The organism is Streptomyces phaeolivaceus (assembly GCF_009184865.1).
Classification (GTDB): domain Bacteria; phylum Actinomycetota; class Actinomycetes; order Streptomycetales; family Streptomycetaceae; genus Streptomyces; species Streptomyces phaeolivaceus.
Genome location: NZ_CP045096.1, coordinates 605,915 through 619,536, shown reverse-complemented (window position 1 = coordinate 619,536; position 13,622 = coordinate 605,915). Strand labels below are relative to the sequence as shown.

The 13,622-nt window shown below is 73.0% G+C and carries 11 protein-coding genes and 1 pseudogene; 10 read left to right on the top strand and 2 right to left on the bottom strand.

Translation table 11 applies throughout. The features are described from left to right. Positions 1-106: 106 nt before the first annotated feature. Positions 107-1,465 carry a PucR family transcriptional regulator gene (locus F9278_RS03185; protein WP_152166892.1) on the bottom strand — a complete coding sequence of 453 codons (1,359 nt, stop codon included), beginning with the start codon at positions 1,463-1,465 and terminating at the stop codon, positions 107-109. 325 nt (positions 1,466-1,790) lie between these two features. Here F9278_RS03185 and F9278_RS46805 point away from each other — a divergent pair. After that, a pseudogene (locus tag F9278_RS46805) lies at positions 1,791-2,009 on the top strand (MFS transporter); the annotation flags it as partial. Here the strand turns inward: F9278_RS46805 and F9278_RS03175 are convergent. Continuing rightward, the gene (locus tag F9278_RS03175) at positions 1,918-2,385 is read right to left on the bottom strand and encodes a hypothetical protein (RefSeq protein ID WP_226966610.1); all 468 of its coding nucleotides are present in this window, start codon (positions 2,383-2,385) and stop codon (positions 1,918-1,920) included. The pseudogene F9278_RS46805 and the gene F9278_RS03175 sit on opposite strands and share 92 nt — an antisense overlap. A gap of 536 nt (positions 2,386-2,921) precedes the next feature. On the opposite strand from F9278_RS03175, the gene F9278_RS03170 reads away from it, so the two are divergent. From F9278_RS03170 to F9278_RS03125, 9 genes are all read left to right on the top strand, one after another. Further along, positions 2,922-3,449, top strand: coding sequence for a hypothetical protein (locus tag F9278_RS03170; protein WP_152166890.1), 528 nt, complete (start codon positions 2,922-2,924; stop codon positions 3,447-3,449). Between the two features lie 613 nt (positions 3,450-4,062). Continuing rightward, positions 4,063-6,216 (top strand): hypothetical protein, encoded by a 2,154-nt coding sequence (locus F9278_RS03160; protein ID WP_152166889.1) that lies wholly within the window; start codon positions 4,063-4,065, stop codon positions 6,214-6,216. Positions 6,217-6,322: 106 nt separating this feature from the next. After that, on the top strand, positions 6,323-7,849 hold the full coding sequence (gene pelF, locus F9278_RS03155) for a GT4 family glycosyltransferase PelF (RefSeq protein ID WP_152166888.1): 1,527 nt from the start codon (positions 6,323-6,325) through the stop codon (positions 7,847-7,849). Further along, positions 7,846-9,264, top strand: coding sequence for a hypothetical protein (locus tag F9278_RS03150; protein ID WP_152166887.1), 1,419 nt, complete (start codon positions 7,846-7,848; stop codon positions 9,262-9,264). The genes pelF and F9278_RS03150 overlap by 4 nt, the downstream gene beginning before the upstream one ends. 70 nt (positions 9,265-9,334) lie before the next feature. Continuing rightward, positions 9,335-10,336 (top strand): GDP-mannose 4,6-dehydratase, encoded by a 1,002-nt coding sequence (locus F9278_RS03145; RefSeq protein ID WP_152166886.1) that lies wholly within the window; start codon positions 9,335-9,337, stop codon positions 10,334-10,336. Between the two features lie 59 nt (positions 10,337-10,395). Next, positions 10,396-11,109 carry a nucleotidyltransferase family protein gene (locus F9278_RS03140; protein ID WP_152166885.1) on the top strand — a complete coding sequence of 238 codons (714 nt, stop codon included), beginning with the start codon at positions 10,396-10,398 and terminating at the stop codon, positions 11,107-11,109. A 7-nt stretch (positions 11,110-11,116) separates the two neighbouring features. Further along, on the top strand, positions 11,117-12,097 hold the full coding sequence (locus F9278_RS03135) for an NAD-dependent epimerase/dehydratase family protein (RefSeq protein WP_152166884.1): 981 nt from the start codon (positions 11,117-11,119) through the stop codon (positions 12,095-12,097). After that, positions 12,094-12,780 (top strand): spherulation-specific family 4 protein, encoded by a 687-nt coding sequence (locus F9278_RS03130; protein WP_152166883.1) that lies wholly within the window; start codon positions 12,094-12,096, stop codon positions 12,778-12,780. Before F9278_RS03135 ends, F9278_RS03130 begins: the two co-directional genes overlap by 4 nt. Further along, positions 12,777-13,589, top strand: coding sequence for an endo alpha-1,4 polygalactosaminidase (locus F9278_RS03125; protein ID WP_152166882.1), 813 nt, complete (start codon positions 12,777-12,779; stop codon positions 13,587-13,589). Before F9278_RS03130 ends, F9278_RS03125 begins: the two co-directional genes overlap by 4 nt. The last annotated feature ends 33 nt before the right edge of the window (positions 13,590-13,622 follow it).

Genomic DNA, 13,622 nt, shown 5'->3' with positions numbered 1-13,622 from the left:
TGTGCCCGGCCCGCTCATCGTCGGGCGCCGGTCGGCGGACGTCCTCGGCGCCGGACGACAGATTCATGGCGGGGTGTTGTCGTCCCGGCGCAAGGCCCGGCACCGCTCAGGGGGTGACGACCCGGCTGATCTCCAGCGCCAGCCGCAGCGGCAGATGGTCCTGCGGAAGGGTCCGGCCCAGCAGCTGTTCGGCCCGCTTGACGCGGTACGCGACGGTGTTGGGGGCGACGAACAGTTCCTCGGCGGCGAGGGTACGGCTGCGGCCGTGGGCCAGATACAGCCGCAGGGTCTCGCGCAGCTCGGCGGTCTTGGCGTCGGCCCCGGCCAGCGGGCCCAGCACCTCCCGCATATAGCGCTCGGCGTGGTCGGGCACGGCGGTCAGCAGCGACAGCACGGCCAGGTCGGCGTAGCTGTGGACGCCGGGCCGGCCGAGGGCCTGGGCGATGCGTTCCGTCTCCCGGGCGGCGAGATGGCTGCTCCGGAACCCCTCTCGGCCCGGCGCCGGGGGCCCCAGCGCCACGTACACACCGACGGGGGAGCGCGCGATCGTGCCCCGCAACTCCTCGCCGACCAGGGACGCGAGGTCGTCCGGCGGCCGGTGCGGCCACCCCGCCCACACCCACACCTCGCACGCCCCCGCCGGCAGCACGAGCGATCGGACGGCCCCCGAGGCCGCCACCAGATCGGCGGCCAGCCGGTGCGGCGGCGGCAAGAGGCCCTCCTCGTCGCGCTCGGCCGGGTCCGACCACAGCACGGCGGCGATGTGGTGGTGGTCCGGATCGAGACCCAGCGTGCGTTCCACGGCGGCCGGTGGGACACGCCGGCCGGCGACGAGATCGTCGACGAGCTGCCGGCGCGCGGCGAGCAGGCCCCCGGCCCAGTGCTCGCGCTCCGCCGCGTACTGGGAGGTGAACAGGGCGGTCAGCTCCTCGACATAGGCGAAGGAGAGCCGGGTGACCCGCTCGCTCTCCGCACCCCACCGCTCCGGCTCGACGAAGGTCCTGAGCGCGGCCAGCAGCCGCTCGTACGTATGGACGTGCGAGGTCCACACGGACCGCAGGATCAGGTCCAGCGCGACGCCCCGGTGCACCAGATCGCGGTTGCCGTCGACCGCCTCGGCCGGAGCCACGATGCGGTCGGCCGGTGTGTCGTGGAGCAGCCCCCGCAGGATCGCCAGGCAGCAGGCCTCCGCCGACCGGCGCGCCATCCGCAGCCCGACGGGGCCGTCCGCCACCTCGGGCGACTGCCGTGCCGCCCGCCCGGCCGCCCCGGCCGCCGTCTCCACCGCCCAGGCGACGGGCTCGGCCCCCAGATCGGCCACGGCCTCGGCGACCGTCGCGGGGGAGGAGGCCGGGACCGGCCGGTCCACGCCCTCGTCCGGCCGCAGCCGCAGCAGCCATGCGCCGCCGCCCGCCCCGGCCCGTACCTCGCCACCACTCACCGGCTCGTCCTCGCCACCACTCACCGGCCCGTCCTCTCCTCGACCACGGCCACGTCACGGAACGTTCGCGCGAAGCGTCGCGATCGCCCCTGCTCGGAGACCGCGACGACCTTCTCACAGGCGGACGGACATCGGTCCCCACCCGTCCCGCCCCCAGGCCGACCCCCGCCGCCCAAAACCGGTTGAGGCCCGAGCCGGGCCACGACTACCGTGCCCCGGGTGACGAGCCCCGAGTCGGACAGAGCGGAGCCGCCGGCCGGCGGCGGAGCGTCCCTGCCCGGGTGACCCCGTTCGACGGCCGGCGCCGCGGAAGTCCCTGCCCGCGTCCGTCACCTTCGGAGCCGATCCCGTGCCCCTGTTCCTCCATGTCCTGGGCCTTGCCGTGTTCGCGCAAGGCACCTCCGAGTTCATGCTGTCCGGCCTCGTACCGGGCATCGCCCGTGAGCTGTCCGTGTCGGTGGGAGCCGCCGCGAGCCTCACATCGGCGTACGCCGTCGGAATGATCGTCGGCGCGCCCGTGATGGCCGCGCTGAGCGCCCGCTGGCCACGCCGTCGCGCGCTTGCCGTTCGCCGTCCCGTCTCTCCATACGGACGACGTACTGCCCGCCGAGCACGGGCACACCCCGGTGCTCCTGCCGCAGCCGTACGACCTCGTGGCCGTCACCCGTGGTGAGCGTCCCCGCCGGCTCCAGGTCGCGCAGCGGGTGGGTGATCCGGTAGCGGTCGTCCCGTTCGGCGAGGTGGGCGCGGGCCGCGGACGCCGCGTCCGGGGCGTCCGGGGCGGGCTCGCCGATCCCCTCGACCAGTGCGGGAGTCGCCGTCCGCTGTCCCGGTATCAGCTCTCCCGGGCTCGGCGGCGGCGCGGTTCCCCCGGTCGCCGCGCCGGCGGGGACCGCCGGGACGACGAGTGCGGCGACGCCCAGCAGCGCCGCCGCACCGGACACACCGTGTCGCCGTACCCCCGACCACCCCGCCCGTCCTGTCCGTGCTGTTCGTCTCTCCGAACGCGCTCTGGACCGACCCACAGTCCCCCATTTCCCCGAGATCCCGAAGAACCGGCGGCGGTCGACCGCCGGGCAGGGCCATGCAACAGCTGATGTTCCGACTCATCAACGGGGCGCGGGTTTCCACAGATGACTTCCGGCCCCGCGACCCTGGGAGAAGAGACAGGGGCGCGGGGCGGGGCCGGAAATCGGCGGATGGCCGAGAAGCCGTGCCCCGCGCGGCGGCCCGGGAGCGCCCCGCGCGGTGCGATACGCGCCAATGCCGTCCCGTTCGCCGCGGAGACCGCCCCGGCGTCACCGACCCCCTTCGCACACCCCGTCACATCGCCGTTACGGTGCGCCAACGCGGGGACCCGGCGGTTCGTCACGAATCCCCCGCGTGGGCCGCACCCGACGCACACTTCCGGCCGGGCGGCGTCCGGCCGGTGTCCGCCGGGGCAGACGGCGCGCTCGCCGGATGCCTAGCCTCCCGGCCCATGCGATCACCACTGATGAGACGTTTCGGCCTCGGCGCCGTCCTGGCCCTCGCCCTCGCCGTGTTCGGTATGGCCCCCAGCGCGAGCGCGGTCGCCGCGGCACCCGCGGAGCTGACGTTCACCACCAGCAGTGCCACCACCACACCCGGCGGCACGGTCGACCTGTCGATGACGATCACGAACAACCACACCTACGACGTCTGGTTCGTCTACCAGACCATCGAGCCCACCTGGCTGACCAACCAGCGCCCCGACCTGAAGTACTCCTTCACCGGCTGCAGCCTCGCCACGGCCGCCGGCGCCACCCCCTGCTCCGGGACCGGCCCCGCCGACCTCGGCACCAACTACGGAGCCACCATCCCGCCCGGCCAGAGCCGTACGGTCACGCTGACGCTCCAGGTCGCCGCCGACTCCGGCTGCAACGGCAACATCGGCTTCTACTCGTACTTCTACACCGAGTTCAGCGACAGCACGAGCGTCAGCGGCGGCCCGGTGTTCACGCCCGAGACCCGGGTGCTCTGCGCCTGAGGGCAGCCGTTCCGCGTCCGAAGGAAGCCGTTGCGCGCCTGACGGCCGCCGAGAAAGTGGACCGCCGTGACGGGAGTGACCTGAAATGATCTGCGATCAGGCTTCCGTGAGGGTCTGGACCACTGGCGAACGATTTAGCGGGCCCCTGCGGTCCGCCGACGCGCCCCGCAGGGCCCGGACCAGCGCGCCGGGCCCTCGCGGTCGTCGGACGTCATGCTCACGGGCTGATGAGAAAGCGTCCAATTCGGTTCCGGATTCGCCCAGTTGGACACCTGCGCTTTTCCGTCATGTTTCGCGGCATGACCACGAAAGCCACACACAGACACCACTATGTGACGCGACGGATGCGTCGACGACTGGGTTCTGAGGGGGACGCCGGCGTCACGCAAGGGGGTGCGTCCGCTCTAGGGGGTGTTTCGAGGGTCCCGCACAGCACCCGCGGCGCCCGGCACGCGCTCTCGCCGCACCGGCCGAAAGCCCAAGTACGTCCAGTACGAGGACTTTCGTCCGGCGCGCCGAGAGCACACACCGGACACCGCGGGCACCGCACGGGACCCTCGAAACACCCCCTGAGAGGCGTACTCACCCCTGCCCGGGGAGGGGACTTCACCGCATGAAGCGGACCTTACGCACCGCCGTGCTCACGGTGGGCGCGCTCATCGCCGCGCTCGGCCTGCCGGCCGGCCCGGCGCAGGCCGACGACACCGCACCCCGCATCGACCTGCGGGTCCTGGTGGTGAGCGACGGCGGCCCGTCCACGGACGCGATAGCCGCCGAACTCACCGCGGCCGGCACGCCGTACACCGAGATCGATCTGACGAGCGCCGGCCGGCCCGTCATCGACGCCGGCTTCCTCGCCGACACCGTCGACGGCCGCCCACGCGCCAAGTACCAGGCCGTGGTGCTGCCCAACGACAACCCGTTCCCGGCCGGCTCCACCGAGATGACGGCGCTCGCGACCTACGAGCAGACGTACGCGATCCCCCAGGTCGACGCCTACACCTACGCGCGTCCAGAAGCCGGTTTGCAGTACCCGATCTACGGCGGTTACTCAGGCGGCCTCGACGGCGTCGAGGCCCAGGTGACCGACGCCGGGCAGGCGGGCCCCTTCGGCTATCTCGACGGCGCGGTGCCCTTCGAGGACAACGACCCGGCCGTCGGCGAGAGTTACGCCTACCTGTCGAGACCGGTGGCGGGCGCAGACTTCACGTCCTACGTCGACGCGGCGATCCCCGGCCAGTCCACCCGCGGCTCACTGGTCGGCGAGTACCGGCACGACGGGCGGCGCGAACTCGTCGTCACCTTCGTCTACAACCAGTACCAGCAGCAGTTCCGGCTGCTGGCCCGCGGCATCGTCGAGTGGATGACCGGCGGAGTCCATCTGGGCGCCTCACGGAACTACTTCGCCGTGCACGTCGACGACGTCTTCGCCGCCGACGACCGCTGGAACACCGAACTCAACTGCACACCGGGCGACGTCGACTGCACCGACCCGAACGTCGAACCCGACCCCATCCGGATGACCCCGGACGACGTCGACCACGCCACCGCCTGGCAGACCGCGAAGAACTTCACCCTCGACCTCGCGTACAACGGCGCCGGCAGCGTCGACCACCGCGAGGACAACAACGGCGACGACGCGCTCACCGACAAGTTCCTCGCGGACCGCAACCAGTTCCGCTGGATCAACCACACCTACTCGCACCCCTTCCTCGGCTGCGTCCAGGACACCAGCGTGGTCCCCTGGAGGTGCGCGACCAACGCCGACGGCTCGACCCAGTGGGTCAGCCGGAACGACATCTCCGACGAGATCGCCACCAACCGGGTCTGGGGTGAGAGTGCCGGACTCCCCCTGGAGAACGGCGAGTTGGTCACCGGTGAGCACTCCGGCATGAAGGTGCTGCCGCAACAGCCCGTGGACAACCCGAATCTGGCGCTCGCCCTCGACGACAACGACATCGCCTGGCTCGGCTCCGACAACTCCCGCGAGCCCGCCCAGCGTCAGGTCGGCCCCGCCACCACCGTCCCCCGCTACCCGATGAACGTCTTCTACAACGCCGGCCGGGCCGCCGAACAGGTCGACGAGTACAACTGGATCTACACCGGCCGCGCCCAGGGCGGCAGCGGCATCTGCGAGGACAACCCGGCCACCACCACCTGCCTCACGGCACCGCTGGACACGGCCACCGGCTACGACGAGGTCATCGTGCCGCTGGAGAAGCGGATCGCCCTCGGCCACGTCCTCGCAAACGACCCCAAACCGCACTTCATCCACCAGTCGAACCTGGCCGAGGACCGCATCGCCTATCCGGTGCTCGACGGCGTCCTCGACGGCTACGCGGCCCTGTTCGCCGAGAACACCCCCGTGGTCAACCTGCGGATGAAGGACATCGGCGCCGAACTGCGGCGCAGGGCCGCCTGGCAGGCCGCCCTCCAGGCCGGTGAGGTCACCGCCCACCGCATCGGCGACACCGTGACCGTCGAGGCACCGGACGGGCTGGCGGTCACCGTCACCGCGCCCACCGGCACCACACTCGCCGGCACCGCCTTCGGCGACGCCTACGCGGGCGCCGTCTCCGGCTGGACCCCCTCCTCGGGCGACACCCTCGACCTCGCCCTGCCGACGTCCGCCGCCACCACGGCCGGCGTCACCACCGGGTCCGCCGACACCGCCGGGACCACCGAACCCGCGCCGGACACCCGCGTCCCCGCGGGCGTGCGCGAGAGAGTGCCGTACACCACGGACACCGACACCGCGGACGACTGACCCGCGGCACCCGCCCACCAGCCGTCCCGGCCGCCGGACCGGCGGGCCGGGACCGGCAGGGAATCACCGGGAACCACCCCCCCCACCACGGCCGTGGAGCACACCGATGCCTGTTCCTCACGACGCGCGCCGACTCGGCGCGACGCGCGTCACCCTCCTCACCGAAGGCACCTATCCCCACAGTCACGGCGGCGTGAGCGTCTGGTGCGACCAGCTCGTCCAGGGCATGCCCGACCTCGACTTCGACGTCATCGCGGTCACCGGAACCGGACGCGAACCCGTCGTCTGGGACCTGCCCGCCCATGTCTCCCGGGTGCTGTCCGTCCCCATGTGGGGCGACCCCCCGGAGGGCCGCCCGCCCCGGGGCAGCGCCCGCCACCGGCTCACCACCGCCTACGAGCGGTTCCTCACCGCGCTGCTCGACCCGGGCGCCGAGAGCGGGTTCGGGCCCGCCCTGTACGAGCTGGCGGGGGCCGCGGCGGACGGCACACTCAGCCCGTTCCTGCGCTCGGACCGGGCGATCGCCCAGCTGACCGCCGTCTGGAACCGCCCCGGCCTCGCCGTACGCGAGGCCCGGCCCACCCTGCACGACGCGCTCACCGCGACCTCCCTGCTGGAACACGCCCTGCGCCCGCTGGCCGCGCCACCGCCCGAGACCGGTGTCGCGCACGCGGTCAGCGGCGGAGTCGCCGTCCTCCCGGGCCTCGCCGCCCTCCAACGGCACGGCGTACCCCTGCTGTTGACCGAACACGGCGTCTATCTGCGCGAGCGCTACCTCGGCTACCGCACCGCCCCCTACCGCTGGCCCGTCAAGGCGGTCGTCCTCGGCTTCTTCCGCCTCCTCGCCGAGGAGACCTACCGCAGGGCCGCCCTGATCACCCCGGGCAACCGCTACAACCGGCTCTGGGAGGAACAGGGCGGCGCCGACCCCGAGTCCATCCGCACCGTCTACAACGGCGTCGATCCCGCCGCGTTCCCGCCCGCCGGGCCCGAGCCGGAGGCGCTCACCCTCAGCTGGGCGGGCCGCGTCGACCCCATCAAGGACCTGGAGACCCTGATCCGGGCGTTCGCCCTCGTCAGGGCCCAACTCCCGGACGTACGGCTGCGGTTGTTCGGCGGCACCCCACGCGGCGGCGAGGCCTACCGGGAACGCTGCGAGGCCCTCGCCGCCGAACTCGGGCACGCCGACGCGGTCACCTTCGAGGGCCGTGTCGACGACATCAAGGACGCCTACGCCGCCGGGAACATCGTGATGCTCTCCAGCATCAGCGAGGGCTTCCCGTTCACCCTGATCGAGGCCATGTCGTGCGGGCGGGCCACCGTCTCCACCGATGTGGGCGGCGTCCGCGAGGCCGTCGGCGGCACCGGGCTCGTGGTGCCGCCGCGCGACCCGGAGGCCATGGCGAAGGCCGCGCTGGAACTCCTGGGCGACCCCGCGCGCCGCCGGGCGATGGGGGAGGCGGCACGGCTGCGGGTGATCGAGCAGTTCACCCTCCGCCGGACCATCGACACCTTCCGCTCCATCTACCTCGAACTGCCCACCCTGGAAAGGCAGTCGACGCTGTCGACGGCCACGGCGGTGGCGGCGGTCCCGGCGGCGACGCCGGCCCCGATCAGCACGGTGGCCGGATGAGCGGGCCCATGTCACTCGAACCCGGAGGCGTCGAACAGGACACCCTCGCCATCCGGCTGGCCGACCGGCGCCGCCCGCGCCGCCGCCCCAGCTGGGCCCTCGCCGACGACACCACCCTCACCATCCGGCTGCCGGGACAGGGTCCCGACGAGGAGGCCGTCAGCGAACTCGCCGCCGAACTCGCCGACCGCGTCGGCCCGGCCGTCCACCCCTACGAGGTCGCCGCCCTGCTGGAGGCGGAGGGCCTGTCCGCCGCCGCCATCAAGGAACGGTACGGCCACCCGAACCTGTTCTCGCTCGCCTCGGCACTCTACGAACGGGTGCCCAGGACCTTCCCGGAACCGGCCGCGACCGCCGATCCCTGGCGCCCGGACACCGTCCGCTGTCTGCTGCGGGGCGTGCTCTTCGCCCTGCCGGGCCTCGCCTATCTGCTGACCGCCCCGCTGTGGAACCCCGGCGTCCACGCCCCGGCCCTCATCGTCGCCGGACTCGTCTCCTGGGCCTGGGGCCAGGCCCTCGGCCACCGCGCCCATCTGCGGATGGCGACCGGGCGGCACGAGGCCGGCCGTACGCTCCTGACCGGCGCCCCCGTCGGAGCGGTGGTCGCCACGGCGATCTCCGCGCTGCCCGCCGAGGGCGGCCCGGTGACCCTGGTGGCCGCCGCGCAGTCCGCGTACCTCGCGGCGGCGGGAGTCCTGCTGGTCCTCGGCCGGGAACGCCAACTCCTCGCCGCACTCAGCCCGTTGGTCGTCGGAGCCGCCGTCCTGTCCTGGTGGGACCCCGGACCGTGGCCGCGCGCCGGGCTGCCCCTCCTCGCCCTGCTCGCCACCCTCGCCGTCACCGGCCGGACCCTGCGGACCGTCCTCGCCACCCCGGCCGTCCCGGACGCCCGCCGCCCGCGCCTGCTGTGGTCGCTGCCGTACGGCCTGTTCGGCCTGGCCGCCGGGGTGCTGGTGCTGCTGGAGGGCCGGCAGGAGCCGTACGCGGTGATCGTGCTGACGGTCAGCATGGGCCCGGCGGAATGGCTGCTCTACCGCTATCGAGGACTGTCCGTCGCCGCGCTGCGGGCCGCCGCGACACCCGCGGCGTTCCTGCTGCGCTCGGCCGGGATCCTCGGCCTCTGCCTGCTCGCCTATCTGCTGCCCCTGCTGCCCGCGGCCCGGCTCACCGGCGCCGACCCGGTACCCCTGCTCCTGCTCGCGGCCGTCCTGTGGACCGCGCTGCTGCTCCAGGCGTTCGGGGCGGCCTGGCCGTCGGCCGCGATCTGTCTCGCCGCGGCGGGCGCCGCCGGGGCGGTCACCCTGCTGCGCCCGCCACCGGCCGACTCGGCACTGCCACTGTGCTGCGCCGCCGCCGCGCTCTGTCTGTCGGCGTGCGTGCTGCGGCTGCTCGGCCGGCCCGCGCCGCACGCCTGAGCCCCCGGGGCTCGCCCACGACCTTCACCACACCACCCCCCACATCCAACTGACCGGAAGGACACACCAGTTGACCTCCGCACCGATCGCCGCCGTCACCGGAGCCGAGGGCTTCATCGGCTCCCATCTGACCGAGGCACTAGTCGCCGCCGGCCACCGGGTCCGGGCCATGGCCCAGTACAACTCGTTCTCCTCCTACGGCTGGCTGGAGACCCTGCACCCGGACGTCCTGGACCAGGTCGACATCGTCCTCGGCGACGTCCGCGACCCCGGCTCCGTGCGCGGCCTCCTCGACGGCGCCGACACCGCCTACCATCTGGCCGCCCTCATCGCGATCCCGTACTCCTACCAGGCACCGCACAGCTATGTGGACACCAACGTCACCGGCACCCTCAACGTCCTGGAGGCCGTCCGCGCCCTCGGCACGCCCCGCCTGGTCCACACCTCCACCAGCGAGACCTACGGCACCGCCCGGACCGTGCCGATCACCGAGGACCATCCCATCAACACCCAGTCCCCGTACGCCGCTTCGAAGGCCGGCGGGGACCGGCTCGCCGACAGCTACCACGCGAGCTTCGACACCCCCGTGGTGACCCTGAGACCGTTCAACACCTTCGGGCCCCGCCAGTCGATGCGCGCGGTGATCCCCACGGTCATCGGCCAGGTCGCGGCGGGGGAGCGGACCATCACCCTCGGCGATCTGCGCCCCACCCGGGACTTCACCTTCGTCAAGGACACCGCGCAGGCGTTCCTGACCGTCGGCACCGCGCCCGCCGCACAGGTCGTGGGCCGCACCTTCAACGCCGGCACCGGCGGCGAGATCTCCATCGGCGACCTCGTCGCGCTGATCGGCAAGGTCATGGACAGCGAACTCGACGTCCGTGAGGACGAGGCCCGCATCCGGCCCGCGGGCTCCGAGGTGATGCGGCTGGTCGCGGACGCGACCCGGCTCACCGCCGCCACCGGCTGGCGGCCCGCGCACACCCTGGAGGAAGGCCTCGCGCACACCGTGGAGTTCTTCCGCGACCCGGCCAACCTCGCCCGCTACAAGACCGCCATCTACAACATCTGACTCCCGTCCGGCACATCCGCGAAGCACATCCGTGAGCACCTCGACGAAGGAGGAGCACCATGCACGCAGTGATCCTGGCGGGAGGCAAGGGTGTCCGGCTGCGGCCCTACACGACCGCGCTGCCGAAGCCGCTCGTCCCCATCGGCGACCAGCACGCCATCCTGGAGATCGTGCTGCGCCAGCTCTCCGCCGCCGGCTTCACCCATGTCACCATCGCCATCGGCCACCTCGGCGAGATCATCCGCGCCTACGTCGGCGACGGCTCCCAGTGGGACCTGACCGTCGACTACGCCACCGAGGAGAGCCCCCTCGGCACCATGGGCCCCCTGCTCAACCTGCGCGAGCGGCTGCCCGAGTCGTTCCTCGTCATGAACGGCGACATCCTCACCGACCTCGACTACGCCGACGTCCTGCACCACCACCGCGAGTCCGGGGCACCGCTCACCATCGCCACCTACGCCCGCAAGGTCCACATCGACTTCGGGGTGCTGACCACCGACAACTCCAGGGTCGTCGCCTTCACCGAGAAGCCGAGCATGGACTACCGCGTCTCCATGGGCGTCTACGGCGTCTCCCGCTCCACCCTGAACGACTACACCCCCGGACTGCCGCTGGGCTTCGACGAGTTGGTCCTCGATCTGATCAGGGCTCAGAACCAGCCCCACGCCTACGACTTCGACGGATACTGGCTGGACATAGGGCGCCCCGACGACTACGACCGGGCCAACGCCGAGTTCACCACCCGCAAGTCGCTTCTGCTCAAGGGAGCCTGAGCACCACATGCGCATTCTCGTCCTGGGTCACACCGGCTATCTGGGCACCCATGTCGTCGAGGGGCTGCGTGCCCTGCCGGGCGCGCTGGTCCTCGGCGGCGGACGCGGACCCACCGCCGACCACACCGTGGACCTCGCCACCGTCACCGCACCGGAACTGGCGAAGATCCTGGCGACGGCCGCGCCCGACACCGTGGTCAACTGCGCGGGCGCGACCGGCGGCGATCCCGTGACCCTCGCCGAGGTCAACGCCCGCGGCCCCGCGGTCCTGTGCGCCGCGCTCCGCGAGGCCGTCCCCGGCGCCCGACTGGTGCATCTGGGCTCGGCCGCCGAGTACGGGCCCGGCGTCCCGAACGTCCGGGTGACGGAATCGGCGGCCACCCGCCCGCTCGCCCCCTACGGCGCGACCAAGCTCGCGGGCACGGTCGCCGTCACCACGTCCGGCCTGGACGCGGTGGTCCTGCGGGTCGGCAACCCGGTCGGCCCCGGCGCCCCGCCGACCGGCCTGCCCGGCCGCATCGCCGGCCTGCTCCGCACGGCGGGCCAGGACCCCGACGCCGTACTCCCGCTCGGCGACCTCTCCGCGTACCGCGACTTCGTCGACGTACGCGACGTCGCCCGAGCGGTCGCGCGCGCGGCCACGGCTCCCGGTCCGCTGCCCCCCGTCCTCAACATCGGCGCCGGCCGGGCCGTCCCGGTCCGCGAGCTGGTCCGGGGCCTGGCCGCCAAGGCGGGCTTCCGGGGCCGGATCGAGGAGAACGCGCTGGGCGCGGGGGCGCGCGGGGGGACGGGGGCGGTCGGTTCGGCGCACGTCCTCGGCTCGGTGCGGTCGGCCGATGTGTCCTGGCAGTGTTCCGACATCACCGCCGCCGAGGCGGCGCTCGGCTGGCGGCCGGTCCACACGCTCGACGACGCGCTCACCGCGCTGTGGGGGAGCGGACGGGAAGGGAGCGCCGGGCGCGGCGAGGCGGGTGACCGTACGCCGTGAGCCTGCTGATCCCGCTGTACGTCCACCCGGCCGAGGACCCGGGCGCCTGGCACCGGCTGATCCGGGCCGCGACCCGTACGTACGGCGTCGTCCTCAACCCCGCGAACGGCCCCGGCGACGGCCCCGACCCCGCCTTCACGGCGGCGGCCGGGGCCCTGCGCGCGGCCGGGGCCCGGCTGCTCGGCTATGTCGACACCGACTACGGGGTGCGCGACCGCGCCGAGATCGCCGACGACGTACGCCGTCACCAGGAGTGGTACGCGGCCGACGGCTGCTTCCTCGACCGGGTGACGGCCACCCCGGACGCCCTGCCCGCCTGCCGCCGGCTCGTCCGGGCCGTACGCCGACTCGGCGCCGGGACCGTCGTCCTCAACCCCGGGGTCCACCCGGCCCCGGGGTACGCGCGCCTCGCCGACCTGACCGTCACCTTCGAGGGTCACTGGTCGACGTACGTGTCGGCGTTCAGCAGACCCGCCTGGGCCGCCCGGCATCCACCCGAGCGGCTCTGTCACCTCGTCTACGGCGTCCCCGAGGCCCTCGTCCCGCTCGCCGTCCGCACCGCGCACGACCGGGGCGCCGCCGTCTGCGGCCCGGTCACCGGTGAACCCCCCAACCCCTGGGCCCAGTTGACCCCCGCCCTCACCGGAACGGATCGAGGTACGGACCGAGGGACTGAAGGATGAGGCGGCCGGCGTTCGTGTGTCTCGTGCTGCTGGCCGCGCTGGTGGGTTCGACGCTGACGGGCTGTACCGGTGACGGTGGCGGCGACGGCGACAAGGGGACGGACTCCAGGGCGCTGTGGCGGCCCCGGCCCGGTCTCGCCTGGCAGTGGCAGCTGGACGGCAAGGTCGACCCCTCGCCGGACGTACCGGTCTACGACATCGACGGCTTCGAGAACTCCGCGGCGGACGTGGCCCGGCTGCACCGCGACGGCCGCAAGGTCATCTGCTACATCAACGTCGGCGCCTGGGAGGACTTCCGCCCCGACAAGGACGACTTCCCGCGCGCCCTGCTCGGCGAGGAGAACGGCTGGGCGGGCGAACGATGGCTGGACATCCGGCGGTCGGACGTCCTGCGGCCCCTCATGGAACGCCGCTTCGACATGTGCCGCGACAAGGGCTTCGACGCGGTGGAGCCCGATCTGCTGGAGGGCTACGGCAACGACACCGGCTTCCCGCTCACCGCCCGGGACCAGCTGGCATACAACCGTATGATCGCCGACATCGCCCATGAGCGCGGCCTGTCGGTGGGCCTGAAGAACGACCTGCCGCAGATCCCCCAGCTGCTGGCCGACTTCGACTTCGCGGTCAACGAGGAGTGCGCCCAGTACGACGAATGCGCACGGCTCACCCCGTTCATCGAGGCGGGCAAGGCGGTGTTCCATGTGGAGTACACCGAACCCAGGAGCAGCTTCTGCGCCGAGTCCCGCAGACTGCGGCTGTCGTCGATGGTGAAGCGACTGGAACTCGGGGTGTGGCGACAGCCCTGCTGAGGGGGACGGTGTGCGGAACGGCGAGGGGGCAGC

Bases quoted from the DNA above. Each gene is read 5' to 3' on its own strand.
- F9278_RS03170 (WP_152166890.1), top strand. From the start codon at position 2,922: ATGCGATCACCACTGATGAGACGTTTCGGCCTCGGCGCCGTCCTGGCC.
- F9278_RS03160 (WP_152166889.1), top strand. From the start codon at position 4,063: ATGAAGCGGACCTTACGCACCGCCGTGCTCACGGTGGGCGCGCTCATC.
- pelF (WP_152166888.1), top strand. From the start codon at position 6,323: ATGCCTGTTCCTCACGACGCGCGCCGACTCGGCGCGACGCGCGTCACC.
- F9278_RS03150 (WP_152166887.1), top strand. From the start codon at position 7,846: ATGAGCGGGCCCATGTCACTCGAACCCGGAGGCGTCGAACAGGACACC.
- F9278_RS03140 (WP_152166885.1), top strand. From the start codon at position 10,396: ATGCACGCAGTGATCCTGGCGGGAGGCAAGGGTGTCCGGCTGCGGCCC.
- F9278_RS03135 (WP_152166884.1), top strand. From the start codon at position 11,117: ATGCGCATTCTCGTCCTGGGTCACACCGGCTATCTGGGCACCCATGTC.
- F9278_RS03125 (WP_152166882.1), top strand. From the start codon at position 12,777: ATGAGGCGGCCGGCGTTCGTGTGTCTCGTGCTGCTGGCCGCGCTGGTG.